The organism is Myxococcus sp. RHSTA-1-4, from assembly GCF_020037125.1.
Taxonomy (GTDB): domain Bacteria; phylum Myxococcota; class Myxococcia; order Myxococcales; family Myxococcaceae; genus Myxococcus.
Window position 1 is genome coordinate 1 of sequence record NZ_JAIQDG010000023.1, and the last position, 25,934, is coordinate 25,934.

Consider the following 25,934-nt stretch of genomic DNA (forward strand, 5'->3'; position numbering starts at 1 on the left):
CCCCCACTCCTGTCCAACCCACCCGGTAACTCCGCGTAACTCCTACCCCAAACTGCCAGGAAGATGCGATCGCCCTGCTCGCCCCCTGGAAAGCGAGACTCTCCATCGAGCGGCAAGGGCGCCCACGTCCAGCTCATCGACCCCGAGAAGGACGGCGCGGACCTCGCCGACCACCTCGCGCGTGGGCCCTCGCGAGCTGCGCCGCCTTGAGCAGCGCCTCCACCATGGGCACGCAGCTCGCCTCGCCCTTCCCGGCAATCGCATAGGCCGTGCCGTGGTCCGGCGACGTACGCGGCACCGGCAGCCCCAGCGTCACATTCACCGTGCGCTCGAAGTCCAGCGCCTTGGCCGGGATGAGGCCCTGGTCGTGGTACATGGCCAGCACCGCGTCGTACCGCTCGCGGATGCGCTCCGGCTGCGCGAAGAGCCCGTCCGCCGGGATGGGCCCGTCCGCGTCCACCCGCGCCGCGCGTGCCTTGCGGATGGCGGGGCCAATCACCTCCACCTCCTCGCGGCCCAGCAGCCCTCCCTCGCCCGCGTGTGGGTTGAGCCCCAGCACGGCGATGCGCGGGCGCCGGCCCACCACCGGCTCCAGGCTCCGTGACAGCAGCTTGAGCCGCGCCGTCAGCCCCTCCACGGTGAGCAGCCTCGGCAGCTCCGCGACGGGCACGTGGTTGGTGGCCAGCGCCACGCGCACCCGGGGCCCGTCCATCAGCATCATCACCTCCACGCCGAAGGCCTCCGCGAGCACCTCCGTGTGGCCCATGAAGGGGATGCCCGCGCGCGAAATCTGCTCCTTCGACACCGGCGCCGTGCACAGCGCGTCCACGTGCCCCGCGCGCATCGCCTCAATCGCGGTCATCACGTACGCGTGCTGCGCCCGGCCTCCCGCGCGGGAGGGGCGGCCCGGCACGCGGTCCTTCTGGTCCAGCCGCGTCACCTCCACCACGGTGGGGCCGTCCACGCGGCCCAGGGCACCGGGCTCCACGCGTGCGTACCGGCGGAAGACGGGGAAGCGCTCCAGGGTGGGCCCGTCCCCGAAGACGACGGGGACGAGCGCCTTGCGCAGCGTGGGGAGCGCCAGGGCCGCGGCCGTCACCTCCGGCCCGATGCCCGACACGTCACCCAATGAAATGCCGACGAGAGGAGGACTCACGGCGGCGCAGCATCTCCCCAACCCCCTCGTGGGGGAAGGGGCGCTGGTTACATATTCACCTTCACCTCGACGTTGGCCTTCTGCCGCAGCTCGGCCACGTACTGCTCCAGGGCCTTCTCCGTCTTCTCCTGGCCCAGCTTCGCCTCCAGCTTCGGGCGCATCTCGTCGTACGAGGCGGCCGCCACCGCGCGCTTCTCCTCCACCTTCAGCACGTGCCAGCCGAAGTTGGTGCGCACCGGGGCGCTCACCCCGCCCTCCTCGAGCGCGAAGGCCGCCTTCTCGAAGGCCGGCACCATGACGCCGCGCTTGAACCAGCCCAGGTCGCCGCCGTCGGCCGCGCTCGGGCCCTCGCTGCGCGCGCGGGCCAGGGCGGCGAAGTCCATGCCCGGCCGCCGGGCCTCGGCGGCGATGGCCTCCGCCTTCTTGCGCGCGGCCTCCACCTGCTCCGGCGTGGCCTTGGGGTCCACCTGCACCAGGATGTGGCGCGCGTGGACCTCCGAGTCCTCGCTCTCCCCGCGCGCGTACTGCGCGTAGGCGGCCTTCAGGTCCTCCTCCGTAATCTTCACCTTGGCGCCCACCTTCATGCGCAGCAGCCGGTCGCGGAGGATCTGCTTGCGCAGCATGTCCCGGTAGCTGGCCAGGGTGTAGCCCTCGCTGGCCAGGAGCTGCTCGAACTGCGCCGGGTCGGTGATGTTGTTGCGCTCGCGCACGTCGCGCACCAGCTCATCCACCTCGGCCTCGGTGGCGGTGATGCCGAGCTCGGCAATCTCCGACTCGAGCAGCTTCTCGCCGATGAGCGTGTCCAGGGCCGTCTTCATCAGCAGCGCCCGCTGCTCGGCGCGCTTCCTGGGGTCGGGGTTGTTGACGCGTGCCATCTCCGGCGCCGCCCGCTGCTGCACCTCGGACAGGGTGATGATGTCGCGGTTCACCACCGCGGCCACCCGGTCCACCAGCTCCGCGCGCGCCGCCGTGCCGCTCCCGAGGAGCGCCGCCGCCGCGATGACTGCCATGTGCTTCTTCATACCGAGCATCCTTTGCGCACCCCACCGGGCCCGTCCAGCCGCCGTCCCGGCTTTCGATTCCGTCACTTCGCCGCCTGCTGCGGCGCTGCCGGCTTTCCGCGAATGGCCTGCACGGTGGCCTCGTTCACCTGGACCTGCGCCTTCTCCCGCAGCTCCTTCTCGAACGCCTCCTGCGCCTCCGCGCGCTTCTTCTCCAGCAGCTTCGCTTCCACCAACTGCCGCACCTCGGCGAACTCCCGCTTGCGTGCCGGCTTGCGCTCCAGCACGCGGAACAGGTGGTACCCGTACTCGGTGGACACCACGTCCGAAACCTGCCCCACCCCGAGCTTGAATACCACCTCGTCGAAGGCCGGCGGCATCTGCCCGCGCGGAAAGAAGCCGAGGTCTCCTCCCACCTTGCCGTCCGCGCTGAGGGAATAGCGGCGCGCCAGGTCCGAGAACTTCTTGCCCGCCTTGAGCTGCGCCTGGACCCGCCGCGCCTCGTCCAGCCCCTTCACGACAATCTGCGCCGCGTGGACCTCCTCGGCCTCGTGGAAGTCCGCCTCGTGCGCGGTGTACCAGGCGCGCAGCTCCTCCTCCGTCACCGCCACGCGCGAGTAGACGTGGCTGGCGAACAGCTTCTCAATCGTCAGCCGGCTGGCCTCTTGCGTGCGCAGCTCCGCCATGGAGAGCTGCCCCTGGGCCAGCACCTCGTTGAAGTTGCCCGCCGGGTAGTCGCCGGACAGCCTCAGCACGCCGCGGTCCACCTCCTCCGGAGTCACGGTGATGTTGTGCTGCCTCGCGGCCTGCAGCAGCAGCATCCGGTGGACGTACGTGTCGAGGAGCGCCCGCTTGAAGGGCTCCACCTCTTCCGGCGTGCGCTGCGGGGCCTCCGTGGAGGCCAGCTCGCGCCACAGCTCGCGCTCGAACTCCTCGCGGCCGAGCACCTCGCCATTGACGGTGGCGACCACCGACGCGTCGGGGTCCTCCTTCACCGGCTTGCGGCAGGCGGCGCCTGCGCCCAGGCAGAGCGCCAGGGTGAGTGGGAACAGGAGGGCACGGGTAGGAGGGAAGCGCATGCTCGAGTGCCTCATGAAGGGGAGGGGGCGACTCCCATGGGTGGGGATGACCCGGCGGGCCGGCAAGCGGGGACTCATGGCGCGGGCACCGTGCCGGGCAGGGGGCCGGAGGGCTTGCGCATGGGGGCCCCCACGTCCAGCGGCACCCGCGCGAGCGCGTCCGGGTCCACCGACAGCGAGAGCTGCTTCTCCAGGCGGGCCAGGTACCCGGCCCAGGCGCGCGAGCGCTTCTCCCCCTCCAGCCGCACGCGCAGCTCCTCACGCACGTCGTCCAGGGAGAGGTTCAGCGCGGGCCTCCGCGCGCGCAGCTTCAGCAGGTGCAGGCCGGCCTCCGTCTGCACCACGCCGCTGAGCGCGCCCTCGGGGGTGAGCGCCCGGACCGCCGCCGCCACCTCCGGCCCGTACGTGGTGGCCAGGGCGTCCTCGGACAGGAAGCGCAGGTCCCCATCCAGCGGCGCCGTGCGGGGCTCCTCGCTGTGCTCTCGCGCGAGCTGGCCGAAGGCGGCGAAGTCTCCCGCCGGCAGTGCCTTCGCGCGCGCCAGCAGGCCTTCCGCGCGCTGGCGGGCGGCGGCCACGCGCGCGGCGTCGGAGCGGGGCGCGGCCAGGAAGACGTGCGACACGCGCACGGCCTCGGGCCGGACGAAGTCATCCCGGCGCGCGGCGTAGGCCTCGGCCACCTCCGCGTCGGTGACGGTGGCGGGGGCCTCCTCCAGTTGCGCGCGCATCAGCCGGTTCACCAGGGCGCGCTTCGTGGCCTCCAGCACCTCCGGGTCCTCGTGCAGCCCGCGGGCGACGGCGTCGCGCACCAGCAGGTCGAAGCGGGCCATGGACTCCACGTACTCTCGCCGTGCCTGGGGGGCGAGGTAGCGCTCGCGCAGCGCGGGGCTCATCTCCTCGAAGCGCCGGGTGAGCTCCTCGGCCGTCACCGCGTCGCCGCTCCAGCGGGCCACCGCCTGTCCGCCCGCCTGCCGGGTGTGCCGCAGGTCCAGCTCCACGCGGCCCTCGGTGGGCGCCGGGCCCCGGCCGCACGCGGCGGGCGCCAGCAGGGCGAGGGCGAGAAGACGGGGGGAGACGGACATGCGCAAGGGGCTTCCCGGTAGCACGCCGGGGAGGGCCGGACAACCCGGAGCCCCCCGGGGCTGTGCGCCTGCTCACGGCCGGGTCGCGTGCGCGGAGAGGAACGCCTCCACCAGGGGGAAGATTTCGTCCGGGGCCCTCCGGCCGAGCACCAGGTCCGCGTGGCCGTAGTCCGCCCCGAAGCCGTGGGCCCGCCCGGCGACGAGGAACTTCACCGGCCCGCCCAGGTGCTCCTTCGCGCGCGCCACCGCCATGGGCGGGGCCAGCAGGTCCTTGCTCCCCGCCAGCAGCAGGAAGGGGATGCGCACCTGGGACAGGGACTCGCGGTAGTCGAAGCTCCCGTCGTACGTGGTGAAGCGATTGGTGGAAATCCAACGGGCGAACTGGCGCCCCACGCCGCCGGCCACGTTGGCGGGCACGTTGGCCAGCGCGCGCCGCACCACGTCCGCCTCCATGTTCTCCGCCAGCATCATGTACCGGCTGAGCGGGCCGGGCGGCGCGCCGAAGAGGGCGATGCTCGTCACCCGCCCGGTGGGAATCGTCTTCAGCCTGAGCAGCGGCTCCACCCGCTGGATGAAGGTGCGCAGGCCCGGCTGCACCGCGAAGGTGAAGGGGCTGCCCAGCACGGCGGCGGCGCGCACCGGGGCGGTGGGGTTTCGCGCCAGGTGCGCGTAGAGCGTCAGCCCTCCCTTGGAGTGCCCGACCCAGAGCACTTCCTTCGCCCCGGTGGACAAGACGGTGCGCACCGCGGTGCGGACGTCATGTTCCGCCTGGTCGTCGAACGTGAAGTCGCCGCTGTCGCCCGCAAGCCCCCGGCCGCGCAGCTCCAGCACCCACGCCTCGAAGCCCGCGCGGGCCAGGTAGCGCGCCAGGCTGTACTGCTCGTCGAAGTCCAGGTGGAAGCGGTTGGCGCCCAGCCCGTGGCACAGGATGACGGGCTCCGCGAAGCGGCGCTCCCCTCTGGCGTGGTAGCGGCCCAGGGCAATGGAGGCCCCGTCGTCCGTGGGCACCCGGTACAGCTCGTCCGGCCGGAAGCTCAGCGTCAGCAAGCCCTCCTTCCCACGGGCCACCGTCCGCGAAAAGAGGTCCGCCATCCGTCCCAGCCGAGCCACCTGTCTGCGTGTCACCCACCCAGTCTAAGCCCGTCCGCGGGGCCGCGCCGTGTTCATTGGTTGCCCCCACCCACTCCCGGCAGGGCTGTTGCAGGGGGATGTGCGTGTGATGGCGGGAGGACGCTGGATGAGGCAAGACCGGGCTTTCAAGGAAGCATTGTCATCCTTCATCGCCACCGTTTTTCCCACAGATACCCTCCTGCGTGCCCTTCGGGAGATGGAGCGGCACCAGGTGCGGATGCTGGGGGTGGTGGGCGAAGGGGGCGGGCTGCTGGGGCTGGTCAGCGAGTCTCACATTCTCGCGGCGTGGGGGGGGGACCCCCTGGCGCCCGTGTCCGAGGTGATGGCGAGGGTGACGGCCCCGCCCCGGGAGCGCCCGCGCCTGCGGCTGTTGCTGCCGAGGCTGCGGAGGAAGCCGCGGGGCCTGCCGGCGGGGAAGAGGTGAGGCATGGGGCCGGCGGGAGCGGTACAGTGCCCGCGCCGTGTCGGACGACTCACCTCCCTGGACTGTCTACATGCTGCGGTGCCGCGACGGCACGCTGTACACCGGCGCCACCAACAACCTGGAGCGCCGGCTCGCCACCCATGGGCGGGGCAGGGGCGCGGCCTATACGCGGGCCCGGCTGCCCGTCACCCTGGTGTGGAGCGAGCCCGTGGGAGACCGGGGCGCGGCCCTCCGCCGCGAGGCCGCCATCAAGCGCCTGTCTCGCGGAGACAAGCTGCTGCTGGTGCGGGCGCAGCGCCGGACGCCCGCGCGCAAGCGGACATGAGGCGGCGGGACGTCCTGTCTCGGACTGGCGAGCGGGGTGACAGTCCGTGATGGACCCTTCCACCCGCGATGTGACTTCCACCATGGATTCCACGACTTTTGTGGAAGGGGCGCCGATACCGCCCGCGTGCCGAGGCGTTAGGCTAGGGGCAGTCTTCGCAAGGGGAAGTCCATGTCTCGGCTGTTCGTGGGAGTCGTCGTGGCACTGGCGCTGGGGGCACCGGGCCTCGGGTGTCTGGTCAACAATCCACCGCAGGTCACGGTGGGCCCGCGCCCCAACTCGCTGGTCGTGGAGCCGGGGGGCGAGCTGACGATGCAGCTCGAGGTGACCGACCCGGACGGCGACGAGATGACCTTCGACTGGGCCCAGATTCCGGTCGAGCCGGCGGGCCACTTCAGCGACGTGCACGCGCGCAACCCCACCTGGACGGCGCCGCAGGTGACGGAGACGACGGTGTACACCCTCACCGTCACCGTGACGGACAAGGAGGGCGGCGGGGTGATTGGGTCGACGCCCTCGGTGGTGGTGCGGGTCCAGTAGCCCCGCGGGTGGTGTCAGGCGGTGGCGCGGGGCGCCGCGGGCGGAGGCGCGGTGGGCGGCGTCTGGCCCGCCTGCATCCGGGCCCGGCGGCTGGCGCGGCGGACGAACAGTACGCCCAGCACCAGCATGACGAAGGCGCCGATGCCCGCGCCCACGGCCTGGTAGGTGAGCACGTCCGAGGCCGTCTTGCGAATCACCTCGGGCAGGTTGCACATCGTCTGCGTGGCATAGGGCGTCTCGTTGTACCAGCCCAGGAAGGACGGGCCTATCCACGACGCGGCGGCGATGCCCAGCAGGGCTCCCGCGAGGACGAAGTTGAGCAGCGTCTTGGCGGTATTCATGGGCAGGCACCTCGGCGGGTTGACGACGGGCCGTGCTTAATATGCGCACGGTGCCGCCGCAAAGGATGGAACGTGTTAAGGGAGGGGCGTGCCGCTGCTTCCTCTCGCCATCCTGTTCGGTCTCATCGCGCTGGTGTGCGCCGCCTTCCTGCTGATTCACGCCTTCCGGCGGAGCGTGGGCACGGGGGTGATGGTGCTGCTCATCCCGTGCTACGTGCTCTTCTACGCCTTCAGCCAGTTCGAGCACCCGCGCAAGGGCCTCATCGTCGCCGGCTTCGTGGCCAGCACGGTGCTGGCCGCGGTGTTCCTGGGGCTGGGAGCGCATGGCCTGACGGCGATGTCGTCCCGCATGCCGCCGGCCTTCTGAGGCGCCGGTGACGTCCATGGCCACCGGGGCCCGCTGTGCCCTCCACCCGGACGTCTCCGCGGTGGCCACGTGCGCGCGCTGCGGGAGCTTCCTGTGCGGCGACTGCACGGAGGTGGTGGGCGAGTCACCCTATTGCGCGCCCTGCGTGGCGGTGCTGCGGCGGGAGGCCCGGCCGTCGTGGGTGGTGCAGGTGGCGCTGGGGCTCAACGTGCTGGGGCTGGTGTGCCTGCCGTGCTCGCTGGCCCTCCCCCTGCCCACGCTGGTGGCGGGACTGGCCGGGGTGGTGCTGTCCACGCGCGAGCTGCGGCGCATCCGCCGGGGCGAGGGCCCCGTGCGCGGGCTGATGCAGGCGCAGGTGGTGCGCGCGCTGGGGTGGGGCAACCTGGTGCTGTCCGCCGCGTGGCTGGTGGCGCTGCTGTGGCTGACGTGAGCGCCGGAGGCTCACACGCCGCGCGCGTTCGGCTCCCAGAGGTACTTGTGCATCTGGAGCTGGAAGCGGACGGGGAGCCTGTCCTCGATGACCCACTCGGCGAGCTGGCGCGGGTGGAGCTTGTCGAACACGGTGGAGAAGAGGATGCCGTAGGGCTTGTCCAGCAGGCGGTGCTCGGTGATGAGCGCCTTCGACCAGTCGTAGTCCTCGCGTGAGCCGATGACGAACTTCAGCTCGTCGCTGGCGTTCATCGACGTGAAGTTGCGGTAGTCGTTGCGCGTGTGCTCGCCCGAGGAGGGCGTCTTCATGTCCACGATTTTGTGGACGGCCGGGGGCACGAGCCGCACGTCGATGGCGCCGCTGGTCTCCAGCAGCACCTCGAGGCCGGCGGACAGCAGGCCCTCCATGAGCGGGTAGACACCCGGCTGGAGGAGGGGCTCGCCGCCGGTGACTTCCACGTTGGGGGTGTTGAGCGCCTTCACCTCGGAGATGATGTCGGCGTTCTTCATGCGCTTGCCGCCGTGGAAGGCGAACTCGCTGTCGCAGTACGTGCAGCGCAGGTGGCAGCCGGTGAGGCGGACGAAGGCGCAGAGCAGGCCGGCGTGCGAGGACTCGCCCTGGACGGAGAGGTATATCTCCTTCACCACCACGGAGTCGGCGGTGGGGACGAGGCGGGGCTCGATGTGCGGGCGCGCGGCGGGCATGGCGTCTTCGTTCGGCGACTTCGGGGAGGGGCGCTTCAATCCCACCGGACGGTAGAAATCAAGCGTGACTCCCAGAACCGGACGCTAACGCCGGCGCCGGCATGACGCCCGGCATTCCCCGGGCGGGGGAGCGGGCGGGGGCGGGGCCGGATGTCCGGCTAGGGCGTGGGCGTGGACCGGGAGCCCTTCACCCGCGCGACGAAGGAGTCGATGAGCTGCCGCGCGATGCTCAGGCGCGGGGGGATGCGTGGGAGGTTGTCGGGGGAGAACCAGTGGGCCTCGGCGATTTCCTTCGGGTCCACGACGATGTCACCCCCGGCGTACTCGGCGGTGAAGCCCACCATGAGCGAGCGGCCGAAGGGCCACGGCTGCGAGCCGAAGTAGCGGATGTTCTGGATGTCGATGCCGACCTCCTCCTTCACCTCGCGGGCGACGCACTCCTCCAGCGACTCGCCGGGGTCCACGAAGCCGGCGAGGGTGCTGAACATGGGCTCGGGGAAGGTGGCGTTGCGGCCGAGCAGCATCGTGTCGCCGCGGGTGACGAGGACGATGATGGCGGGGGCGATGCGCGGGTAGAAGGGCGTGTGGTCCACCGGGCAGCGGCGGGCGCGCTCGCCGGGGACGAGCTGGGTGGGGGTGCCGCAGCGGCCGCAGAAGCGGTGGGTGACGTCCCACTCGACGATGGAGAGCGTGCGGCCCACCACGGCGAAGCGGGCCTCGTCCACCTTGTTGAAGAGCGAGCGCGCCAGCACCTTCTTGTAGCCCTCGGGCGGGGTGAAGTCGTCCGGGAGGGCGGCGGCGTAGCAGTCCTGGCCGTCCAGGGCGCCCAGGTAGTGGGCGTCGGCGGCGAGCTCCGGGAAGGCGGCGCCGGTGGGGATGGCGGGGGCGCCGTCCTGCTCGTGGATGAGCAGGTCCATGCCCCGGGCGAGGAAGAGGAGGGCGTTGTCCCGGGGACGCGCGGGGGGCTCGTGGCTGGCGACGAAGTGGGGGGCGGTGCTCACGGGGAGCACCTTAACGGGCCCGGGGCGGGTGTGCAGGTGTAGCGTACGCTCAGGGAGGCGAGTACTGGAAGCCGGCGGTCAGCGTGTTCGCCACGCCGCCCGAGCCCAGCCACTGGCGGGCGTAGTCGATTCCCAGGCGCAGGTTGTAGCCGGAGACGAAGTGGGACACGGACAGGTCCACGCCCCGGACGTCCGGGAGCTGCGGCTGGTGGGAGCTCGCATAGGCCTCTTCCCAGCGGACCCCGAACTGCGTGCGACCCGTGCCGAGCTTCAGTGGGGGGATGTACGCGGCCGTGATGGCATAGGCCCGCCGGTAGGCCCGGTACTCGTCGTACTGGTAGTAGGCCAGGTCGAGCGTGGCCGTGCCCGCGCTCCCGAACGTCTTCTCCGCGAACAGGTCCGCCGTCACCGCCACGAGGTTGTCCACCTCCGGCCGAGGAGCGGGCGTGCCCGCCGGCGGAGGAGGCGTGCCCGGCGGAGTCCCGGGAGTCCACGTGCGCCCGTCGTGCTGGTACTGCATCGCCACGCCGAGCGCGACCACGTCCTTCTCGCCGAGGTAGGAGCTCGACACGAAGTAGCCGGGCTCGCGGCCCAGGAGGCTGACGCTCAGGCGTCCCGACAGGCGCGGGCCCGCGTCGGGGTTCTCCAGCTGGTGCGCCATCAGGTGGTACTTGAACAGCCCCCGGTTCACGTCGCCCCAGACGGAGAGCCCCGTGTCACGCCCGAAGGGTCCGTTCTCTCCGCCGATGCGGCGCACGCCGCCGTAGATGCCCGGGTAGTCCCAGATGAGGTTCTTGAACGGGCCGCTCATGTTGAAGCGGTCGAAGGGCACGACGAACCGGCCCACCCAGACCTGCAGCGGGTCGGCCACCTTGAACATGCCCACGGCGTCCAGCAGCCGCGCCTGCGCGGACTCGAAGTTCTCCGCGTAGCCGACCGCGTTGAAGGCATACGAGAACCACGGGGTGAGCTGCCCGCCCACGCCCGGAACCGCCAGGATGGAGTCGAAGCGGTAGTCGTTCAGGAACGCGTCACCCCGGCCCCGGGCCAGCGTGTTCACGCGGACCTGGAGCCGGAAGTTCAGCGGAGACGGCCCGGAAGCCTGCGCCGCCGGCGCGGGGGCCGGCTGCGCGGGGGCCGGAGTCTGCTGCGCGGCGGCGGGCTGCACCTCCGGCGCGGAGGCGGGCTTCGCCTCCGGCTCGGCGGCCACTGCTGCCCCAAGCGGAGCCACCAGAAGCGCAATCGTCGTGGGAACTGCCAGGAACGACACTGAGCGAGAACGATTCATGGACACGGACTTCCGCTTGGGACGACGGCTCTCAGATGGTCTTGAGCTTCATGACCTGGGTTCGCTCCATGAACCCCTTGGCGAAGTACGCGCGCGTGTAGTCCTTCTCCATGTGGACACGCAGCGCCTCCCGGCTCTCGAAAATCTCCCAGAGCACGAACCGGCCGGGGTTCTCCAGGTCCTCGAGCACCTGGAACTGGATGCAGCCAGGCTCCTTGACGGTCTCCGCCACCACCTCACGCAGCGCGACCTTCAGCTCGGCCTCCTTGCCGGGCTTCGCGCTGATGAAGGCCGTCATCTCCACTCGTTCTTCCGCCATTGTCGTGTGTCTCCAGGGTGTCAGCGGCCGATGCCCTGCATCGCCGCCGCCGGGTAGCGTGCACCCACGACCTGGCCCACGTCGATGGCGCTGGTGATGCGAGCGACCTCGTCGGCGCTGAGGTGGATGGAGCCCGCGCCGAAGTTGTCGATGAGGTACTTCTCCCGGCGGGTGCCGGGGATGATGTGGATGTGCTCACCGCGCGCCAGCACCCAGGCGAGGGCCACCTGCGACGGAGTGCACTTCTTCTCGGCCGCGAACTCCTTGAGCTTCTCCACCAGGGCGAGGTTGCGGTTGAAGTTGTCCCCGGCGAAGCGCGGCAGGTTCTGGCGGACATCTCCGCCCTTCTTCAGGTCCTCGGGCTTGAGCTCCGCGGTGAGCAGGCCCCGGCTCAGCGGGCTGTACGCCACGTAGGCCACGCCCAGCTCCTTGCACGTGGGCAGCATCTCGGCCTCCGCGTCCCTCGACAGGAGCGAGTACTCCATCTGGATGGCCGCAATCGGGTGGACCTTGTGCGCCGCCTTCAGCGTCTCCACGCTGACCTCGGACAGGCCGAGCGCCCGCACCTTGCCGGCCTTCACCAGGTCGGCCATGGCCCCCACCGTCTCCTCGATGGGCGTGTTCGGGTCCCGCCGGTGCACGTAGTAGAGGTCGATGTAATCCACGCCCAGCCGCTTGAGGCTCTTGTCACAGGCCTCGCGCACGTACTCGGCGCGCCCGTTCACGCTGCGAGCCAGGCCGCCGACCGCGTCGCGCACGATGCCGAACTTGGTGGCCAGGAACACCTTCTCCCGGGGCACGGTCTTCACGAAGCGCCCGAGCAGCAGCTCGTTGGCGCCGTTGCCGTACATGTCCGAGGTGTCGAAGTGCACGTAGCCCAGCTCGAGGGCCTTGGCCAGGATGCGGAGGTTCTCGGCGTCGTCGGACGGCCCGTAGAACTCACTCATGCCCATGCAGCCGAGACCCACCCTCGGCACGGTCCGCTGGCCCAGCTTTGCCTGCGACACGGTGTTGCGAACTTCCGTCATGATTTCTCTCCCGCGAGCCCGGCGCCGTGAGTGACGGGGCTCGCTCCATTCTTGCGAGGGGCGCCCAGGGCGCCGAGAACGAGTGTACCGAGTGTCGCGGCTCCCGCCGCGGCCATGACGCCCGTCCAGCCCCACCGCTGCCAGACCGGCCCGAGCGCGTAGCTGCCGAAGCTGCCACCGGACAGGCAGCTCAGCAGGTAGAGCGACGAGGCCGCTCCCATCTGCTGCGGCAGGATGGCGGTGGTGACGTCGTAGAACACCGCGGGCTGGCAGGCGTACACGCCGGTGTAGAGCACCAGCACGCCGAACATCACCGCGAAGACATTCTGGAACACCAGCATGATGCCGAACGAGGCCAGCACCATCACCACGCCCGCGCGCACCACCCGGCCGACACCGTAGGCCTGCGCCAGCGCGCCGGCCTTGGGGGCAATCACCGCGCCGCCGACGCCCGCCAGGCTGAGCCAGCCAATCTGCGCCACCGTCATGTTGAAGGGCGGGGCGACGAGGTAGAAGGTGAGGATGGTCAGCGTGCCCAGGTAGGCGAAGAACAGCAGGAACCCCGCCGAGTACCGGCGGATGATGTGCGGCATGGTCAGCAGCTTCAGCGTCCGCACGTACTGCTGCGCCAGCGACGGCTTCTCACCGGGGATGGGGGGCAGGGCGCGCGCGCGGAACAGCGCCACCGCCAGCAGGATGACGGGCACGGCGTAGCCCACCATGGCGTGCCGCCAGCCGAAGTGGCCCGTGAGGATGCCGAGCACCGTGCGGCCCACGATGAGGCCCGTCACCGTGGCGCTCAGGCACAGGCCCAGGTAGGCCCCGGCCTTCCCCGGGGGGGCGATGCGCGCCATGTACGGGAACATGGGGCTGACCAGTCCCGCGGCGAACGCCCCCATGAGGCACATACCGACATTGAAGAGCGTGAAGTTCGGCGCCAGCCCGCACAGGACGACGCTCCCCGCCATTCCGAGCGCGGCGAGCATGGCCATGCGGGTGAGGTTCACCCGGTCCGTCAGCGGCCCGAGCAGGAAGAACGCGATGGCGTACGCCAGGCTGCAGTAGCTGAACGAGACGCGAACCGCGGTGGTCTCGATGCCGAAGGCGGCCCCGATGTGCTGGAAGATGGGCTGAACCATCACGATGGAGCCCAGCGCGAACATGATGGCCGCGCAGGGCGTCAGGATGGCCCACTTCGTGCTCTTGTCGGTCGTCATCGGACGGCTACCCTCGGGTCTCGAGTCCCTCGAAGGGAGCGGGCCCGGTCTTGAGCTGGGCGTGCACGTCGCCGCCCAGGCCGTGGTGGCCGATGGCGCCACCGAAGCTCATCTGGGAGCTGATCCACAGCACGATGACGTCGATGATGCGGTTGGCGTCCGGGCCCACGGGGAACGGGTTGGGCATGCGCGCCTGGTACGTCGCGCGCCCGTTCGCGTCCGGGATGAACACGTTCGGGATGCCCAGCGGGCCGGGGCGCTGGGTGTCCTTGGGCCGGATTTCATGCCGGCGCAGCGCCATCACCGTGTAGAGGCTGTGCGGAATCATGCCCTCGAACTCGAAGGAGAAGTCCGCGTAGTCGGGGCCGACGTCCACCGTCATGGTGCCCTTCGCCTTGCACCACTGGCCGAGGGTGATGGGGGACGTAATCTTCCGGCCGTCGATGGGACGGTAGTCCGGGATGTAGGCCTCGTGGAGCGGCAGCGACGGCCGCTTGATGGAGTGCGCGTGCGGCAGTTGCTCCGGCGCGAACACCATCGGGTAGTTGTTGCAGGCGAGCGGCAGGGACACCGTGTAGAGCACGGCATCGCTGGTCGCCAGCTCGTCCGAGGACAGGTACCGGACCACCTTGTACGGGAGCAGCTTGCCGAACTCCGGCACGGGGCTCTCCGCCGAGACGACGGCCGCGCCCCACTTCATCGACAGGTCTTCCTGGACGATGTTCCCGATGACGATGAAGTTCCCGTCCTTATCCATGATTTCGCTGGGCGGATAAGGGGGGCCCTGGGTGGTCAGCTTGAGATTGGACGTGTGTTTCGTGGTCATGGCTCAGCTTTCGTCAGTGCGCCGCCAGGACGCGCCAGTTGCGCTCCTTGGCGACCTTGAGCATGGCCGAAGAGTCACCCACGACGACGGGGTTGCCCACCTTCTCCATGAAGCAGAGGTCGGACACGTGGTCGCCGTACGCGAAGCAGGAATCCAGCTTGATGCCGCGCCCGTCGATGTAGCGGGAGATGGCGTCCCACTTGCCGTCGCCAATCACCTGCTGCAGCAGCACGCCGGTGTAGACGCCGTCCTTGACCTCCAGCTCGGAGCAGATGAGCCGGTCCGCGCCCACGTAGTCGCAGATGGGGCCGAGGATGTCGTGGAACGAGCCGGAGACCAGCACCAGCTCCGCGCCGCGCTTCTTGTGCTCCTGCTGCTCGGAGTACGCGGACGGGACGAACAAATCACCCCGCGCCATGACCTCGTTCATCCAGGTCTTGGCGGCCTCCTGCAGCTCCTTCTGGGGGATGCCCGCGAACATCGCGTAGAAGCGACGGTTCAGCGCCGCCCGGTCCGCGGTGGGCGTGTTGGCCTCGTTGATGGCCTGGAACTCCTTGCGCTTCTCCTCCGCTTCGGGACGCTTCGCGTAGGGCGTCTTGTAGAGGAAGTAGTCCATGAACGTGATCATGCTCTTGAAGCGGATCAGCGTTTCATCGACATCCGAGAACACGATGTACTTGTTGCTCATTGAGGCGGGCTCCGGCTCAGGCGTCGGCTTCGTTGATGGGCGAAAGGCTGGGGGTGTGCTTCACGAGCGCCATGCGGGACAGGAGTCCCTCGCGCGCGCTCAGCAGGGCCTTGTCGAAGGCGGCGTACTTGATGACGCACTCGGTGATGGGCACGCCGACCTGGAAGAACTCGACCTTGATGTCGAGGAACACCGACCCCGACTGGCGCGTGTCGCCGCGCTCCGCCAGCACCTTCATCGTGATGTCGGTCGGCAGGGGGAAGCCGAACGTGTGGTACGTGATGTTGTACTCGTTGAGCACGAAGTAGTACGGGCGGCCGAGCTGCTCCAGCCAGAAGCGCTCGGTGGCGGCCAGCAGCATCTGCCGCGACGCCTCGAAGAACACCACGCCCTGGAGGTGGTGACCGGTGACGTGGTCGCTCATCTCGGCGCAGTCATCATCCAGCACCAGGTGGCAGCGGTACAGGTCCGCCTGCTCGTCCCTGTACGGCGTGGTGATGATGGTGTTGTGGTCGAAGTGCTTGTGGGTGTACTTGCCCGGGCACCGGTCGCGGATGCGAGCCTCCTGGATGGAGACCCGCGAGCGCGCCGCGCTGCGCTGGATGCGCTCCTCGAGCTGGCCCAGGCGCTCCAGGGACACGCCCTGGCCCACGATGAGGGCGTGCGGCCGCTCGAGCTCGTTCTTCTCCAGCAGCTTCTCGAAGTTGGAGACCGTCATCACGCCCGGGTTCTCACCGGCGAAGGTGACGAACTTGTCACCCACCACGTGAAGAATCTGCGGCGTGTCCCGGCCGAGTGACTCCGACTGGCGCGCGAGAGGAGCGGCGCCTTCGATGGTGACGTCGCCCAGCTCCGGACGACCCGTCTTGGCGGCCGGGGCACGGTGTGGATCGATTGTGAGCATGCGGACTCCCCTCGGTTGAGAGACTGATCGGACCCTGCGACGGCTTCTTGCTACGCAGTGCGTCCGGACGCACGCACACCTGTTTATGTCCTCCACGGGATGACATCGCCGGGTAGGTCCAGGTGGGCCCCGGGGCGGATCAGCGCGCCATGGGGAGACGTCATCGAACGGACGACACGAACCGGTGCTCATGACGCGTCATGACACGGCTGCTAGTTGATTCTCCGGGATTCAGGAAAGCCCCCATGTCTGTGTTTCAGCGGCGTGGCGGCTCCTGTCTGATTCGTCTCTAGAGGGGTGAGTGAAATGGCTGATGTTCAGTGGGTATTGGAGCGCCTGGAGTCTCACGGCACACAGCCTGCGATGGTCTGGGACGAACGCGAAGTGACGTACGCCGCGCTCGTGCAGCGGGTGAAGGGCTGGCTCAACGAGCTGAAGGCCCGCTCGCTGGAGCCGGGCCGGACGGTGGCGCTGAAGGGCGACTACAACCCCGAGACGTGCGCCCTGCTCATCGCCCTGGTGCTGAACCGCAACATCGCGGTGCCGCTCGCTCCGACGGTCAAGACGCTGAAGGAGTTCCTGGAGATCGCCGAGTGCGACGCGCTGTTCGAGTTCGACGGCACGGAGCTGCTCGGGGTGACGAAGCTCACGCCCCCCGCGGAGCACCCGCTGGTCGCCAGGCTGCGGAGCCAGGGCTCTCCGGGGCTCATCCTGTTCAGCTCCGGCTCGACGGGGAAGAGCAAGGCGTCGCTGCTCGACTTCGACCGGATGCTCAAGAAGTTCCAGAAGGCCCGCGCCGGGTCGCGCACCCTGAGCTTCCTGCTGCTGGACCACATCGGCGGAATCAACACCCTGCTGCATGCGCTGACGTCGGGCGGAACCGTCGTCCCGCTGAAGGAGCGCTCGCCGCAGGCGGTCTGCACCGCCATCCAGAAGCACCGGGTCCAGCTCCTGCCCACCACGCCCACCTTCCTGAACCTGCTGCTCATGTCCGAGGCGTACAAGCAGTACGACCTGTCGTCGCTGGACATGATCACCTACGGCACGGAGCCCATGCCGGCGGCCACCCTGAAGCACCTCCACGAGGTGTTCCCCAACGTCAAGCTCAAGCAGACCTACGGCCTGTCGGAGCTGGGCATCCTCCAGACGAAGTCGAAGGACAACTCGTCGCTCTGGGTGAAGGTGGGCGGTGACGGCTACGAGGTGAAGGTCGTCGACGGCATCCTGTGGATTCGCTCCGAGTCCGCGATGCTCGGCTACCTGAACGCGCAGGCTCCCTTCACGGAGGACGGCTGGTTCATCACCGGCGACGCGGTGGAGGTGGATGGCGAGTACATGCGCATCCTCGGCCGCAAGTCGGAGATCATCAACGTGGGCGGTGAGAAGGTCTACCCCGCCGAGGTGGAGAGCGTCCTCCTCCAGCTCCCCAACGTGGCGGACGTGACGGTGGTGGGCAAGCCGAGCCCGATTACCGGCCATGTCGTGACGGCGCGGGTGGTGCTGCGCGAGGCCGAGGACCCCATGGCGCTCACGAAGCGCCTGCGCCAGTTCTGCAGGGAGCGCCTGGCCTCCTACAAGATTCCCGTGGCCGTCGAGGTGGTCGAGGGCCAGCTCCACGGGGACCGCTTCAAGAAGGCTCGAGCCGGCTGACGAGCATCGAGAGAAGGTGAACCGTGTCTACAAACTCAGAGAATCGTTCCAAGGTCGTCATCGTCAGCGGAGGAAGCCGCGGACTGGGCCAGGCGCTCGTCACCGGGTGTCTGGAGCGGGGCTACACCGTGGCCACGTTCAGCCGCTCGGAGAGCCCGTTCGTCAAGACGCTCACCCAGCAGGACCCGGAGCACAAGCGCTTCCTGTGGGAGTCCGTGGACGCCACGGACCCCGCCGCGCTCAAGACGTTCGTGAACAAGGTGGCGTCCACGTACGGCCGGGTGGATGCGCTGGTGAACAACGCCGGCGTGGGCATCGACGGCATCCTGCCCACGATGCGCGCCTCGCAGATTGAGCAGGGCATCGACCTCAACCTGAAGGCGAGCATCTACCTCATCCAGGCGTGCTCGAAGCAGATGCTGCAGCACGCGTCGGGCTCCATCATCAACATCTCCTCGGTGAACGCGATTCGCGGCCACTCGGGCGTCGCCGTCTACAGCGCGACGAAGGCCGCGCTCGACGGCCTGACGCGCAGCCTGGCCCGCGAGCTGGGGCCGAAGCACATCCGAGTGAACTCCGTGGCGCCGGGCTACTTCGAGAGCGAGATGGTGGCCGACCTCACGCCCGAGGCCAAGCAGCGCATCATCCGCCGCACGCCCCTGGGCCGTCTGGGCACGGCCGAGGACATGGCCAACGTGGTCCTGTTCCTCTTGTCACCGCAGGCTTCTTTCATCACGGGTCAGACCATCGTCGTCGACGGGGGCATCACATGCTGAACGAGGTTCCGAGCAAGCAGGAGATTCTGAAGCTCATCGTGGAGCACATCCGCCAGATTCTCGAGGAGAAGGCCGCCCACGACGGCAAGCTCGGCGACATCGGCGAGGAGAACCGGCTGGGTGCCGAGCTGGGGCTGTCGTCCCTGGACCTGGCGCAGCTCGTGGCCACGCTCGAGATGCGCCTGAAGGCAGACCCCTTCCAGGAGCTGGTGCCCATCACCAGCGTCCGCACCGTGTCCGACCTGGTCGGCGCCTACGAGAAGTTCTTCTCCGGTGACACGAGCGACGGAGGCCAGGCGGACGCGCTGCTCGAGAGCAAGCGCCGCGCCGAGGCCCGCCGCAACAACAGCCGTTCCTGATTCCACACACCCCTGTCTGTACCTCCCTGTCTTCGCACGGAAGAACCCGTTATGAGCACGTTTGACAACCTCAAGGGCGTCGCAATTGTCGGCATGGCGTGCCGTTTCCCGGGTGCCAAGGACCTCGACACGTTCTGGAAGAACCTGTGCGAGGGCAGGGAGTCCGTCACCTTCTTCAGCCGGGAAGAGCTGGCCGAGGCGGGCGTGCCCGCCCACGTCCTGGACGCCCCCGGCTTCGTTCCCGCCGCGCCGTACCTCGACGGCGTGGACCAGTTCGACGCCGGGTTCTTCAGCATCACCGGGCGGGAAGCGAACTTCATGGACCCCCAGCAGCGCCTCTTCCTGGAGGTGGCCTGGGAGGCCTTCGAGGACGCGGGTTATCACCCCGAGAAGGTCGGCGTGCCGGTGGGCGTGTTCGCGGGCTCCGGCGGCGTGGTCACCAGCTACCTGGCCGCGTACCAGCAGCGCGCTCCTGACCTGCTCGGGCCCACGGGCAGCCTGCAGCACATCGGCAACGACAAGGACTTCGTCGCCACGCGCGTCTCGTACAAGCTGGACCTGAAGGGCCCCAGCATCAACATCCAGACGGCCTGCTCCACCTCGCTCGTCGCGCTGCACCTGGCGTGCAGGAGCCTGCTCGACGGTGAGTGCGACATGGCGCTGGCGGGTGCCTCCACCATCCGCTTCCCGCACAAGAACGGCTACATCTACCAGAGCGAGGACATCCTCTCTCCGGACGGGCACTGCCGCGCCTTCGACGAGAAGGCCCAGGGCACCATCTTCGGCAGCGGCGTCGCCGCCGTCCTGCTCAAGCCGCTGCGCGCGGCGATTGAGGCCGGTGACCACGTGTACGCGGTCATCAAGGGCAGCGCCATCAACAACGACGGCGGGCAGAAGGTCAGCTACGGCGCCTCGAGCGTGCCCGGCCAGGCCTCGGCGATGCTGGAGGCCATGACGGTGGCCGACATCTCGCCGGACACCATCGGCTACGTGGAGTGCCATGCCACCGGCACGACGGTGGGAGACCCGCTCGAGGTCCAGGCGCTGACGCGCGCGTTCCGCACCGGCACCTCGCGCAAGGGCTTCTGCGGCATCGGCTCGGTGAAGACCAACCTCGGCCACCTCGAGCAGACCGCCGGCATGGCGGCGCTCATCAAGACGGCGCTGGCGCTCAAGCACCACAAGCTGCCGCCCACCATCAACTTCGAGAAGCCGAACCCGAAGCTGGCGCTGCCCACCAGCCCCTTCTACATCCAGACCGAGCTGACCGAGTGGAAGGCCAGCGCCGAGCACCCGCGGCGCGCGGGCCTCAACGGCCTGGGCCTGGGCGGGACGAACGCCTTCGTGGTGCTGGAGGAGGCGCCGGAGTCCGCGTCGAAGGCGCGCGAGCCGGTGGACCGTCCGCTCCACACGCTCGCGCTGTCCGCGCGCAGCGAGGCCGCCCTGGCCCAGAGCGCGGAGCGCTTCGCCCGGTACCTCGCGTCCCACCCCGGCGCGGAGCTCGCGGATGTCTGCTTCACCGCCAGCACCAGCCGCTCGTTCTTCCCGCACCGGCTGGCCGTCTCCGCGCGCACGACGGAGGAGCTCGCGAAGCGCCTGGAGAGCGTGAGCGAGGAAGCGCTCGCGCCGGGCGTGGCGAAGGGGAACGGCAAGGCGCGTCCCGTGGCGTTCCTGTTCACGGGACAGGGCGCGCAGTACGCGGGCATGGCCGCCGAGCTGTACCGGACGCAGCCCGTCTTCCGCGCGGCCCTGGACGAGTGCGACACGCTGTCCCGGCCGCACATGGACCGGCCGCTGCTGAGCGTGCTGTTCGCCGAGGGTGAGGACGCCCAGCTCGTGAACGAGACGGGCTACACGCAGATTTCGCTGTTCGCCGTCGAGTACTCGCTCGCGATGCTCTGGCGCTCGTGGGGCGTCAAGCCCGACGTGGTGATGGGCCACAGCGTGGGCGAGGTGACCGCGGCCTGCGTGGCGGGCTGCATGAGCCTGGCGGACGCGCTCAAGCTCATCTCCCACCGCGGCCGGCTGATGCAGGGCCTGCCGCGCGACGGCGGCATGGCGGCGGTGTTCGCCTCCGAGGAGAAGGTGCTGGAGCTCATCGCTCCCTACGGAGAGCGCCTGTCCATCGGCGCGAGCAACGCGCCGAAGAGCACCGTGGTGTCCGGCGCCAAGGAGGCGCTGGCCTCGCTGTTCCAGACGCTGACGAGCCAGGGCATCGAGTTCAAGGAGCTGGTCGTCTCGCACGCCTTCCACTCGGCGCTGATGGACCCCATCCTGGACAAGCTCGAGGCGGTGGCCTCCGAGATTCGCTTCCGCAAGCCGTCCATCAAGGTGGTGTCGAACCTCACCGGCACCTTCATGGAGGAGGCCCCCACGGCGCGCTACTGGCGTGAGCACGCGCGTGGGGCGGTGCGCTTCGCGCGTGGCATGCAGACCCTGCACGAGGCCGGCTACAGCCTGTTCCTCGAGGTGGGGCCGGGCTCCAGCCTCCTGGGCCTGGGGCGGCAGTCCGTCACCGACGAGGCGGCGCAGTGGCTGCCGTCGCTCAGCCGGCAGAAGAACGACTGGGACGTGCTCTCGGAGAGCCTGCGGGCCCTCTACGTGGGCGGACACGCGGTGGACTGGCGCGGCTTCGACCAGCCCTACACGCGCAAGCGTGTGTCGCTCCCCACGTACCCCTTCCAGCGCAAGCGCTACTGGGTGAGCGAGGCCCACGCCGCGAGCACGGCCCAGCGCAACAAGAGCGGCCACCCGCTGCTCGGTGAGCGCCTGCGCTCCACCCTGAAGGACGCCCAGTACGAGGCCCACTACAGCCTGGACGAGCTGACCTACCTGGATGACCACCGCATCTTCGGCCTGCCGGTGCTGCCCACCACGGCCGCCCTTGAGCTGGTGACGACGGGCGCCCGCGCGCACTTCGGCGTCGACGACGTGGTGATGGAGACCTTCCTCTACCGCGAGGCCATGGTCCTCCCCGAGGAGGGCAGCCGCGTCGTGCACTTCGTCGTCACGCCCGAGTCCGAGGAGCGGGCCACGTTCAAGGTCTACAGCACCGAGGAGCGGCCGGGCGCGCCGTGGATTCACCACATCGATGGCGAGCTCAAGCCGCGGCGTGACTCGGCGCCCCCGGAGGCGGTGTCCCTGGCGGCCCTGCGCGAGCGCTGCGCGCGGCAGATTCCCATCGACCGCTACTACCCGGCCATCCGCGCCATGGGCCTGGAGTACGGCCCGGCGTTCCGTGGCATCCAGGAGCTGTGGCAGGGGGAGGGCGAGGCCCTGAGCCACGTCCGGCTGCCGGAGCATGTGTCGGCCCAGCCGTACACGCTCCAGCCCGCCTTCCTGGACGCGTGCCTCCACATCTACGCCGCGCTGGGCGAGGCCTACGGGGACTTCAGTGTCCCGCCGGACGACCTGACGCGCACGTTCCTGCCCATCAGCATGGAGCGCTTCCACACGCTCGAGTCGGGCGTGCGGGACGCCTGGGTGCACGCGGTGCGCCGTCCGGGTGCCACCCCGGACCTGATGGTCGTCGACATCCGCCTGTACTCCGAGGACGGCCGCCCGCTGGCGGTGATGCAGGGGCTGCAGGTCCGGCGCCTCACGCGAGAGGCCATGCAGCCCACCGCGACGGTGACCGACCCGCTGCTGGACTCCATCCTCCAGCGGACGTGGGAGGAGCGTCCCGCCCTGGCCCCCGTGGCCCAGGAGAAGGACGCCCTGCCGAACCGCTGGCTCATCTTCGCGGACCGCGGCGGCGTGGGCAGCGCCCTGGCGGAGCAGCTCCGCGCGCTCGGTGAGAAGTGCCACCTCGTCTACCCGGACCTGACGCTCGTGGTGGGAGACCGCCGCAAGCCCATCGCCGCCGACGAGCCGGGGCTCTTCCACCGGCTGGTCCGCGACTACTTCGGTGTCCCCGGCATCTCCTACCGGCACGTCGTCTACCTGTGGGGGCTCGACGCTCCGACCCTGGATGGGCTGACGCTGGAGCAGCTCGCCGGCAGCGAGGGCAGCACGGTGGGCAGCGCGCTGCTGCTCATCCAGGCCGTCTCCGTGGTGAATTCGGTGACGGGCGCCGCGCCCCGCCTGTGGTTCGTCACGCGCAACGCGCAGGGGCCCAGGCCGGGCTTCGGCCCGGTGGAGGTGGCGCAGTCGCCGCTGTGGGCGCTGGGCTCCACCATGGCGCTGAAGCACGCCAACTTCTGGGGCGGCATGGTGGACCTGGAGCGGCACGCGGAGGGCGGGCCAACGGTGGACGCCGCGGCGCTGCTGTCCGAGGTGTGGAGCTCCGACGGCGAGGACCAGGTCGTCATCCGCGGCGGGAAGCGCTTCGCCCCCCGCCTCACCCGCTCCCAGAAGCCCCGGCCGGAGCAGAATGGCGCGCTGTTCCGCGGTGATGCGACGTACCTCATCGCCGGCGGGCTCGGCACCACGGGCCTCCAGCTCGCGGAGTGGATGGTGAGCCAGGGCGGCGCCCGGCATCTGCTGCTGGCCGACAACCGTCCCCTGGACGAGGCGAAGAGCAAGGCCGTCGAGGCGCTGACGAAGCGCGGCGCGAAGGTCACCGTGACGCAGGCGGACCTCACGGCCGGCGGCGACGTGCAGCGGGTGTTCGGCGAGCTGAAGGCCCTGCCGGCGCTCAAGGGCATCTTCAACTGCGTCGCCACGCGGCAGGAGGACCTCCTGGACATGATTGTCTGGAAGAAGTTCTCCGGTGGCATGGCGCCCATGACGAAGAGCGCCTGGCTGCTCCACCAGCACTCGAAGGACATCGCGCTGGAGCACTTCGTGCTCTTCGGCACGGTGCTGAGCTGGCTGGGCTCCGAGACGCGGACGAACGAGGCCGCGGGCAGCGCGTTCGTGGAGGCGCTCGCCGAGGCCCGCAGGGCCATGGGGCTGCCGGCCACCGTCATCCACTGGGGGCCGTGGGAGATTCCCGGCAAGCAGCTGGCCAGGAGCGAGACCTCGAACGGGGTGCAGGCCATACAGCGCGCGCACGCCACGGAGGCGATGGACTACGTCCTGCGCCACGGCCTCGAGCACGCCGGCGTGTCGCTCACGGACTGGTCGGCGTGGATGCAGCAGTTCAAGATGGGCGCGCCCGCGCTCTACTCCGCGCTGAGCAAGGGCGGCGCCCGCAAGCGGCGCACGCAGCGGGCCGGCGAGGACCCGCGCATCCTCCTGCAGCGCATCCAGATGGCTCCCGAGGGCGAGCGCCGCGGCGTGATTGTGGAGGTCGTGCGCAAGCAGGTGACGGACGTGCTGGGCTCGGACGAGCTCATCGACGCCCAGGCCCCGCTGGTGAGCTTCGGTCTGGACTCGCTCGTGTCCGTGAACCTGGTCAACCGCCTGGAGCCCGCCCTGGGCGTGTCCGTGCCGCTGGCCAAGCTGCTGCAGGGGGCCAGCGTCGAGAGCCTGGTGGATGACCTGTTCCCGGCGCTGCGCGCGGTGGCCAGCAAGGCCGCCTGAGCCCTGGACGATTCGATGAAGGAGACTGAACCGATGACCTCACAGGGACCCGCGCGTTTCCTGTTGCTGAACTACATGAAGATGGCCGCGCAGGACCTGCAGGGTGTCGCCGACATCGTGCGCCAGCCACGGCCCACCGATGCGCGCTTCCCCCGCAGCGTCTACAAGCACGAGGGGGGCGACCGGCTGATGGAGTTCGTGGCCCTCCCGGAGCTCTCCGGACTCGGGGAGCTGCTGGGCGACGCCTCGTGGCGGGAGACTGAGTCACTCGTCCGGCCCCGGCTGGCCGTGGACTACCGCCGGCAGATTCACGCGCTGCGCGACGTGGTGAAGCCGTCCGCGTCGCCGGTGCCGAGCGGCGCCAACCTGCAGCTCAACCGCATGGAGATTGCGCCGCCGAAGCTGGACGAGTACCAGGCCTGGCGCCGCGACGCCTTCTTCCCGCACGTGCGCGCGCAGGAGCACGTGGAGGGCTTCGCGGCCTACCACTCCGTGCTCAGCACCGAGCCCGGCGCCCTGTTCCTGGCGCAGTTCTCGTGCCCCTTCGAGAAGTACCTGGAGGGCCTGAAGGCGCCCGCGTACCAGGAGCTCACCACCCACGCCGGCCGCTATGTGCTCGGCGCGGTGGCGACGTCCAACTGGTCGCGGCTCTGAGTGGACAGGGGAGGGGCGCTCCGCCCCGCCCCTTTGCTTCGTGTTGGCGGCGAGCTGCCCCGAAACAGCGGTGGCAGCTCGCGGCCCGTCCTCGCGGACGTCCCGAGCCCCGGCTCAGGTCGGCGGCGGCTGGAACATGTAGAGCTCGTAGAGCTCGCCTGGGATGTTCAGCGTCACCTCCCGCACGAAGGCGACCAGCGCTCCCACCGCGTCCTCGCAACCGAGCTTCCGGTAGATGCGGGTCCAGTAGAGCTTCACCGTCGGGTAGGCGATGCCCAGCTCCGCGGCGATTTCCTTGCTGGTCTTCCCTTGCGAGACGAAGCGCGTGAAGACCTCGCACTCTCGCGAGCTCAAGCGCTTCCGCCGCGCGTAGGCCATCGCGATGTCCAACAGCCGGTCCCGAGAATCAGCGGCTCCCCCCGCGAGGAGCGGATTGGCCACGGGCCGCTGCTCGGCCGCTCGGGCGGCCTCCTGCGCCATCATCAACGTGTCTTGAGCAATCACAGCGACCTCCCCAGAAGTGCGCTTGGATACGCGCCTGGGGCCGAAGACTCGGACCGTGAAACGCGTCTACTCCATTCATGCTTTTTCAAGCTTCCCCCTTTCCCCCCCACCGTGTTTACCCGCTCACCCGGCGACTCCAGCTCGAAGCGAGTTCGAGGCCGGGATGCACACTCTCAGAAGAACCCACCAGGCCCACCAGAACCGGCTGTGTGAGCTGCTGAGGAACCATGTCTTTGAACACCGGGACTTGAGAAACGACACGCGCCATGAGCCCTCCTTTTCTTCCCATCATGGTGAGTTGTTGCGCACTGCATAATATCACGTATTAAACGCCCGAGCTATTTTCCCATTCTTTTACCGAATTAATTGTTTGGCGGGGATGTACGACTCCGCCCGCGATTCGGATGTACCGTCGCGGGCCCGCAAAGCATGGCGCTGCCGCCGCCTCGGTCCTTCGAGCGGGCGGGGGCATGCGTGAGGTTGTATGGGTGGTGGCGGCCGGGCGTGGATGGCGCTCGCGTGGAGCACCTGGCTGTGCCCCGGGGCGCTCGACATCCGTGTCAATCGGTGCGCGGCTCTCGACGTGCAAGCATTGCTTGCCCGCGCGCCTTCGCTCACCGTCGTCGTTCCCACGGATGGAACTCCCCGAGTTGCACGGGCTGCTGGAGAAAGCACTG

26 protein-coding genes are annotated in these 25,934 nt (G+C 69.6%); 10 read left to right on the forward strand and 16 right to left on the reverse strand.

Annotated elements, in window-relative coordinates:
• Nucleotides 1–133 precede the first annotated feature (133 nt).
• The 5 genes from pdxA to K8638_RS27905 form a co-directional block, all read right to left on the reverse strand.
• Entirely contained in the window at nucleotides 134–1,156 is a 1,023-nt protein-coding gene (gene pdxA / locus K8638_RS27885) for a 4-hydroxythreonine-4-phosphate dehydrogenase PdxA (protein WP_223757684.1), read from the reverse strand.
• Nucleotides 1,157–1,203: 47 nt separating this feature from the next.
• Nucleotides 1,204–2,178, reverse strand: coding sequence for a peptidylprolyl isomerase (locus K8638_RS27890; protein ID WP_223757685.1), 975 nt, complete (start codon nucleotides 2,176–2,178; stop codon nucleotides 1,204–1,206).
• Nucleotides 2,179–2,240: 62 nt separating this feature from the next.
• Nucleotides 2,241–3,236 (reverse strand): peptidyl-prolyl cis-trans isomerase, encoded by a 996-nt coding sequence (locus K8638_RS27895; protein WP_223757686.1) that lies wholly within the window; start codon nucleotides 3,234–3,236, stop codon nucleotides 2,241–2,243.
• Between the two features lie 74 nt (nucleotides 3,237–3,310).
• Nucleotides 3,311–4,315 carry a peptidylprolyl isomerase gene (locus K8638_RS27900; RefSeq protein ID WP_223757687.1) on the reverse strand — a complete coding sequence of 335 codons (1,005 nt, stop codon included), beginning with the start codon at nucleotides 4,313–4,315 and terminating at the stop codon, nucleotides 3,311–3,313.
• 72 nt (nucleotides 4,316–4,387) lie between these two features.
• Nucleotides 4,388–5,407, reverse strand: a complete 1,020-nt coding sequence (locus K8638_RS27905) for an alpha/beta fold hydrolase (protein WP_223757688.1) — start codon at nucleotides 5,405–5,407, stop codon at nucleotides 4,388–4,390.
• A 145-nt stretch (nucleotides 5,408–5,552) separates the two neighbouring features.
• On the opposite strand from K8638_RS27905, the gene K8638_RS27910 reads away from it, so the two are divergent.
• The 3 genes from K8638_RS27910 (at nucleotide 5,553) to K8638_RS27920 (ending at nucleotide 6,735) form a co-directional block, all read left to right on the forward strand.
• Complete coding sequence (locus tag K8638_RS27910; protein ID WP_223757689.1) at nucleotides 5,553–5,870, forward strand: CBS domain-containing protein; 318 nt, start codon at nucleotides 5,553–5,555, stop codon at nucleotides 5,868–5,870.
• 70 nt (nucleotides 5,871–5,940) lie between these two features.
• Nucleotides 5,941–6,195: a GIY-YIG nuclease family protein gene (locus K8638_RS27915; protein WP_223757690.1), complete on the forward strand. Its 255-nt coding sequence runs from the start codon at nucleotides 5,941–5,943 to the stop codon at nucleotides 6,193–6,195.
• Between the two features lie 171 nt (nucleotides 6,196–6,366).
• The gene (locus tag K8638_RS27920; RefSeq protein WP_223757691.1) at nucleotides 6,367–6,735 is read left to right on the forward strand and encodes a hypothetical protein; all 369 of its coding nucleotides are present in this window, start codon (nucleotides 6,367–6,369) and stop codon (nucleotides 6,733–6,735) included.
• Between the two features lie 14 nt (nucleotides 6,736–6,749).
• On the opposite strand, the gene K8638_RS27925 is transcribed toward K8638_RS27920, so the two are convergent.
• Complete coding sequence (locus tag K8638_RS27925) at nucleotides 6,750–7,076, reverse strand: hypothetical protein (protein ID WP_223757692.1); 327 nt, start codon at nucleotides 7,074–7,076, stop codon at nucleotides 6,750–6,752.
• A gap of 88 nt (nucleotides 7,077–7,164) precedes the next feature.
• On the opposite strand from K8638_RS27925, the gene K8638_RS27930 reads away from it, so the two are divergent.
• A complete protein-coding gene (locus tag K8638_RS27930) occupies nucleotides 7,165–7,443 on the forward strand; it encodes a hypothetical protein (RefSeq protein ID WP_223757693.1) in 279 nt (92 codons plus the stop codon).
• Nucleotides 7,444–7,459: 16 nt separating this feature from the next.
• Nucleotides 7,460–7,873, forward strand: a complete 414-nt coding sequence (locus K8638_RS27935) for a hypothetical protein (protein WP_223757694.1) — start codon at nucleotides 7,460–7,462, stop codon at nucleotides 7,871–7,873.
• A gap of 11 nt (nucleotides 7,874–7,884) precedes the next feature.
• On the opposite strand, the gene K8638_RS27940 is transcribed toward K8638_RS27935, so the two are convergent.
• The 9 genes from K8638_RS27940 to K8638_RS27980 all read right to left on the reverse strand — a co-directional run bounded on the left by K8638_RS27940 (nucleotide 7,885) and on the right by K8638_RS27980 (nucleotide 15,848).
• A complete protein-coding gene (locus K8638_RS27940) occupies nucleotides 7,885–8,577 on the reverse strand; it encodes a radical SAM protein (protein WP_223757695.1) in 693 nt (230 codons plus the stop codon).
• A 158-nt stretch (nucleotides 8,578–8,735) separates the two neighbouring features.
• Complete coding sequence (gene nudC / locus K8638_RS27945) at nucleotides 8,736–9,578, reverse strand: NAD(+) diphosphatase (protein WP_223757696.1); 843 nt, start codon at nucleotides 9,576–9,578, stop codon at nucleotides 8,736–8,738.
• A gap of 49 nt (nucleotides 9,579–9,627) precedes the next feature.
• A complete protein-coding gene (locus K8638_RS27950; protein WP_223757697.1) occupies nucleotides 9,628–10,788 on the reverse strand; it encodes a hypothetical protein in 1,161 nt (386 codons plus the stop codon).
• Nucleotides 10,789–10,897: 109 nt separating this feature from the next.
• A complete protein-coding gene (locus K8638_RS27955; RefSeq protein WP_223757698.1) occupies nucleotides 10,898–11,185 on the reverse strand; it encodes a putative quinol monooxygenase in 288 nt (95 codons plus the stop codon).
• 20 nt (nucleotides 11,186–11,205) lie between these two features.
• Nucleotides 11,206–12,213 carry an aldo/keto reductase gene (locus K8638_RS27960; RefSeq protein ID WP_223757699.1) on the reverse strand — a complete coding sequence of 336 codons (1,008 nt, stop codon included), beginning with the start codon at nucleotides 12,211–12,213 and terminating at the stop codon, nucleotides 11,206–11,208.
• Complete coding sequence (locus K8638_RS27965) at nucleotides 12,210–13,430, reverse strand: MFS transporter (protein ID WP_223757700.1); 1,221 nt, start codon at nucleotides 13,428–13,430, stop codon at nucleotides 12,210–12,212. Before K8638_RS27965 ends, K8638_RS27960 begins: the two co-directional genes overlap by 4 nt.
• Nucleotides 13,431–13,437: 7 nt before the next feature.
• A complete protein-coding gene (locus K8638_RS27970; RefSeq protein WP_223757701.1) occupies nucleotides 13,438–14,256 on the reverse strand; it encodes a hypothetical protein in 819 nt (272 codons plus the stop codon).
• A 13-nt stretch (nucleotides 14,257–14,269) separates the two neighbouring features.
• The gene (locus K8638_RS27975) at nucleotides 14,270–14,944 is read right to left on the reverse strand and encodes an HAD family phosphatase (protein WP_223757702.1); all 675 of its coding nucleotides are present in this window, start codon (nucleotides 14,942–14,944) and stop codon (nucleotides 14,270–14,272) included.
• A gap of 16 nt (nucleotides 14,945–14,960) precedes the next feature.
• Complete coding sequence (locus tag K8638_RS27980) at nucleotides 14,961–15,848, reverse strand: AfsA-related hotdog domain-containing protein (protein WP_223757703.1); 888 nt, start codon at nucleotides 15,846–15,848, stop codon at nucleotides 14,961–14,963.
• Between the two features lie 306 nt (nucleotides 15,849–16,154).
• Here K8638_RS27980 and K8638_RS27985 point away from each other — a divergent pair, with 306 nt between their 5' ends.
• From K8638_RS27985 to K8638_RS28005, 5 genes are read left to right on the forward strand one after another with little or no spacing between them, the layout of a single operon-like run.
• The gene (locus tag K8638_RS27985) at nucleotides 16,155–17,498 is read left to right on the forward strand and encodes a class I adenylate-forming enzyme family protein (protein WP_223757704.1); all 1,344 of its coding nucleotides are present in this window, start codon (nucleotides 16,155–16,157) and stop codon (nucleotides 17,496–17,498) included.
• A gap of 23 nt (nucleotides 17,499–17,521) precedes the next feature.
• Nucleotides 17,522–18,274, forward strand: coding sequence for an SDR family oxidoreductase (locus K8638_RS27990; RefSeq protein ID WP_223757705.1), 753 nt, complete (start codon nucleotides 17,522–17,524; stop codon nucleotides 18,272–18,274).
• Nucleotides 18,268–18,633 carry an acyl carrier protein gene (locus K8638_RS27995; RefSeq protein ID WP_223757706.1) on the forward strand — a complete coding sequence of 122 codons (366 nt, stop codon included), beginning with the start codon at nucleotides 18,268–18,270 and terminating at the stop codon, nucleotides 18,631–18,633. The genes K8638_RS27990 and K8638_RS27995 overlap by 7 nt, the downstream gene beginning before the upstream one ends.
• A gap of 51 nt (nucleotides 18,634–18,684) precedes the next feature.
• Nucleotides 18,685–24,099 carry a type I polyketide synthase gene (locus tag K8638_RS28000; RefSeq protein WP_223757707.1) on the forward strand — a complete coding sequence of 1,805 codons (5,415 nt, stop codon included), beginning with the start codon at nucleotides 18,685–18,687 and terminating at the stop codon, nucleotides 24,097–24,099.
• Between the two features lie 33 nt (nucleotides 24,100–24,132).
• Nucleotides 24,133–24,753, forward strand: coding sequence for a hypothetical protein (locus K8638_RS28005; RefSeq protein WP_223757708.1), 621 nt, complete (start codon nucleotides 24,133–24,135; stop codon nucleotides 24,751–24,753).
• Between the two features lie 114 nt (nucleotides 24,754–24,867).
• Here the strand turns inward: K8638_RS28005 and K8638_RS28010 are convergent, their stop codons facing one another.
• Nucleotides 24,868–25,257: a helix-turn-helix transcriptional regulator gene (locus K8638_RS28010; RefSeq protein WP_223757709.1), complete on the reverse strand. Its 390-nt coding sequence runs from the start codon at nucleotides 25,255–25,257 to the stop codon at nucleotides 24,868–24,870.
• Nucleotides 25,258–25,934 lie beyond the last annotated feature (677 nt).

What these genes read in the sequence shown, in the direction of transcription:
- K8638_RS27890 (WP_223757685.1), bottom strand. Translation starts at nt 2,178, where the DNA reads ATGAAGAAGCACATGGCAGTCATCGCGGCGGCGGCGCTCCTCGGGAGC.
- K8638_RS27895 (WP_223757686.1), bottom strand. Translation starts at nt 3,236, where the DNA reads ATGCGCTTCCCTCCTACCCGTGCCCTCCTGTTCCCACTCACCCTGGCG.
- K8638_RS27900 (WP_223757687.1), bottom strand. Translation starts at nt 4,315, where the DNA reads ATGTCCGTCTCCCCCCGTCTTCTCGCCCTCGCCCTGCTGGCGCCCGCC.
- K8638_RS27905 (WP_223757688.1), bottom strand. Translation starts at nt 5,407, where the DNA reads ATGGCGGACCTCTTTTCGCGGACGGTGGCCCGTGGGAAGGAGGGCTTG.
- K8638_RS27910 (WP_223757689.1), top strand. Translation starts at nt 5,553, where the DNA reads ATGAGGCAAGACCGGGCTTTCAAGGAAGCATTGTCATCCTTCATCGCC.
- K8638_RS27915 (WP_223757690.1), top strand. Translation starts at nt 5,941, where the DNA reads ATGCTGCGGTGCCGCGACGGCACGCTGTACACCGGCGCCACCAACAAC.
- K8638_RS27920 (WP_223757691.1), top strand. Translation starts at nt 6,367, where the DNA reads ATGTCTCGGCTGTTCGTGGGAGTCGTCGTGGCACTGGCGCTGGGGGCA.
- K8638_RS27925 (WP_223757692.1), bottom strand. Translation starts at nt 7,076, where the DNA reads ATGAATACCGCCAAGACGCTGCTCAACTTCGTCCTCGCGGGAGCCCTG.
- K8638_RS27935 (WP_223757694.1), top strand. Translation starts at nt 7,460, where the DNA reads ATGGCCACCGGGGCCCGCTGTGCCCTCCACCCGGACGTCTCCGCGGTG.
- K8638_RS27940 (WP_223757695.1), bottom strand. Translation starts at nt 8,577, where the DNA reads ATGCCCGCCGCGCGCCCGCACATCGAGCCCCGCCTCGTCCCCACCGCC.
- K8638_RS27955 (WP_223757698.1), bottom strand. Translation starts at nt 11,185, where the DNA reads ATGGCGGAAGAACGAGTGGAGATGACGGCCTTCATCAGCGCGAAGCCC.
- K8638_RS27960 (WP_223757699.1), bottom strand. Translation starts at nt 12,213, where the DNA reads ATGACGGAAGTTCGCAACACCGTGTCGCAGGCAAAGCTGGGCCAGCGG.
- K8638_RS27965 (WP_223757700.1), bottom strand. Translation starts at nt 13,430, where the DNA reads ATGACGACCGACAAGAGCACGAAGTGGGCCATCCTGACGCCCTGCGCG.
- K8638_RS27970 (WP_223757701.1), bottom strand. Translation starts at nt 14,256, where the DNA reads ATGACCACGAAACACACGTCCAATCTCAAGCTGACCACCCAGGGCCCC.
- K8638_RS27975 (WP_223757702.1), bottom strand. Translation starts at nt 14,944, where the DNA reads ATGAGCAACAAGTACATCGTGTTCTCGGATGTCGATGAAACGCTGATC.
- K8638_RS27980 (WP_223757703.1), bottom strand. Translation starts at nt 15,848, where the DNA reads ATGCTCACAATCGATCCACACCGTGCCCCGGCCGCCAAGACGGGTCGT.
- K8638_RS27985 (WP_223757704.1), top strand. Translation starts at nt 16,155, where the DNA reads ATGGCTGATGTTCAGTGGGTATTGGAGCGCCTGGAGTCTCACGGCACA.
- K8638_RS27995 (WP_223757706.1), top strand. Translation starts at nt 18,268, where the DNA reads ATGCTGAACGAGGTTCCGAGCAAGCAGGAGATTCTGAAGCTCATCGTG.
- K8638_RS28000 (WP_223757707.1), top strand. Translation starts at nt 18,685, where the DNA reads ATGAGCACGTTTGACAACCTCAAGGGCGTCGCAATTGTCGGCATGGCG.
- K8638_RS28005 (WP_223757708.1), top strand. Translation starts at nt 24,133, where the DNA reads ATGACCTCACAGGGACCCGCGCGTTTCCTGTTGCTGAACTACATGAAG.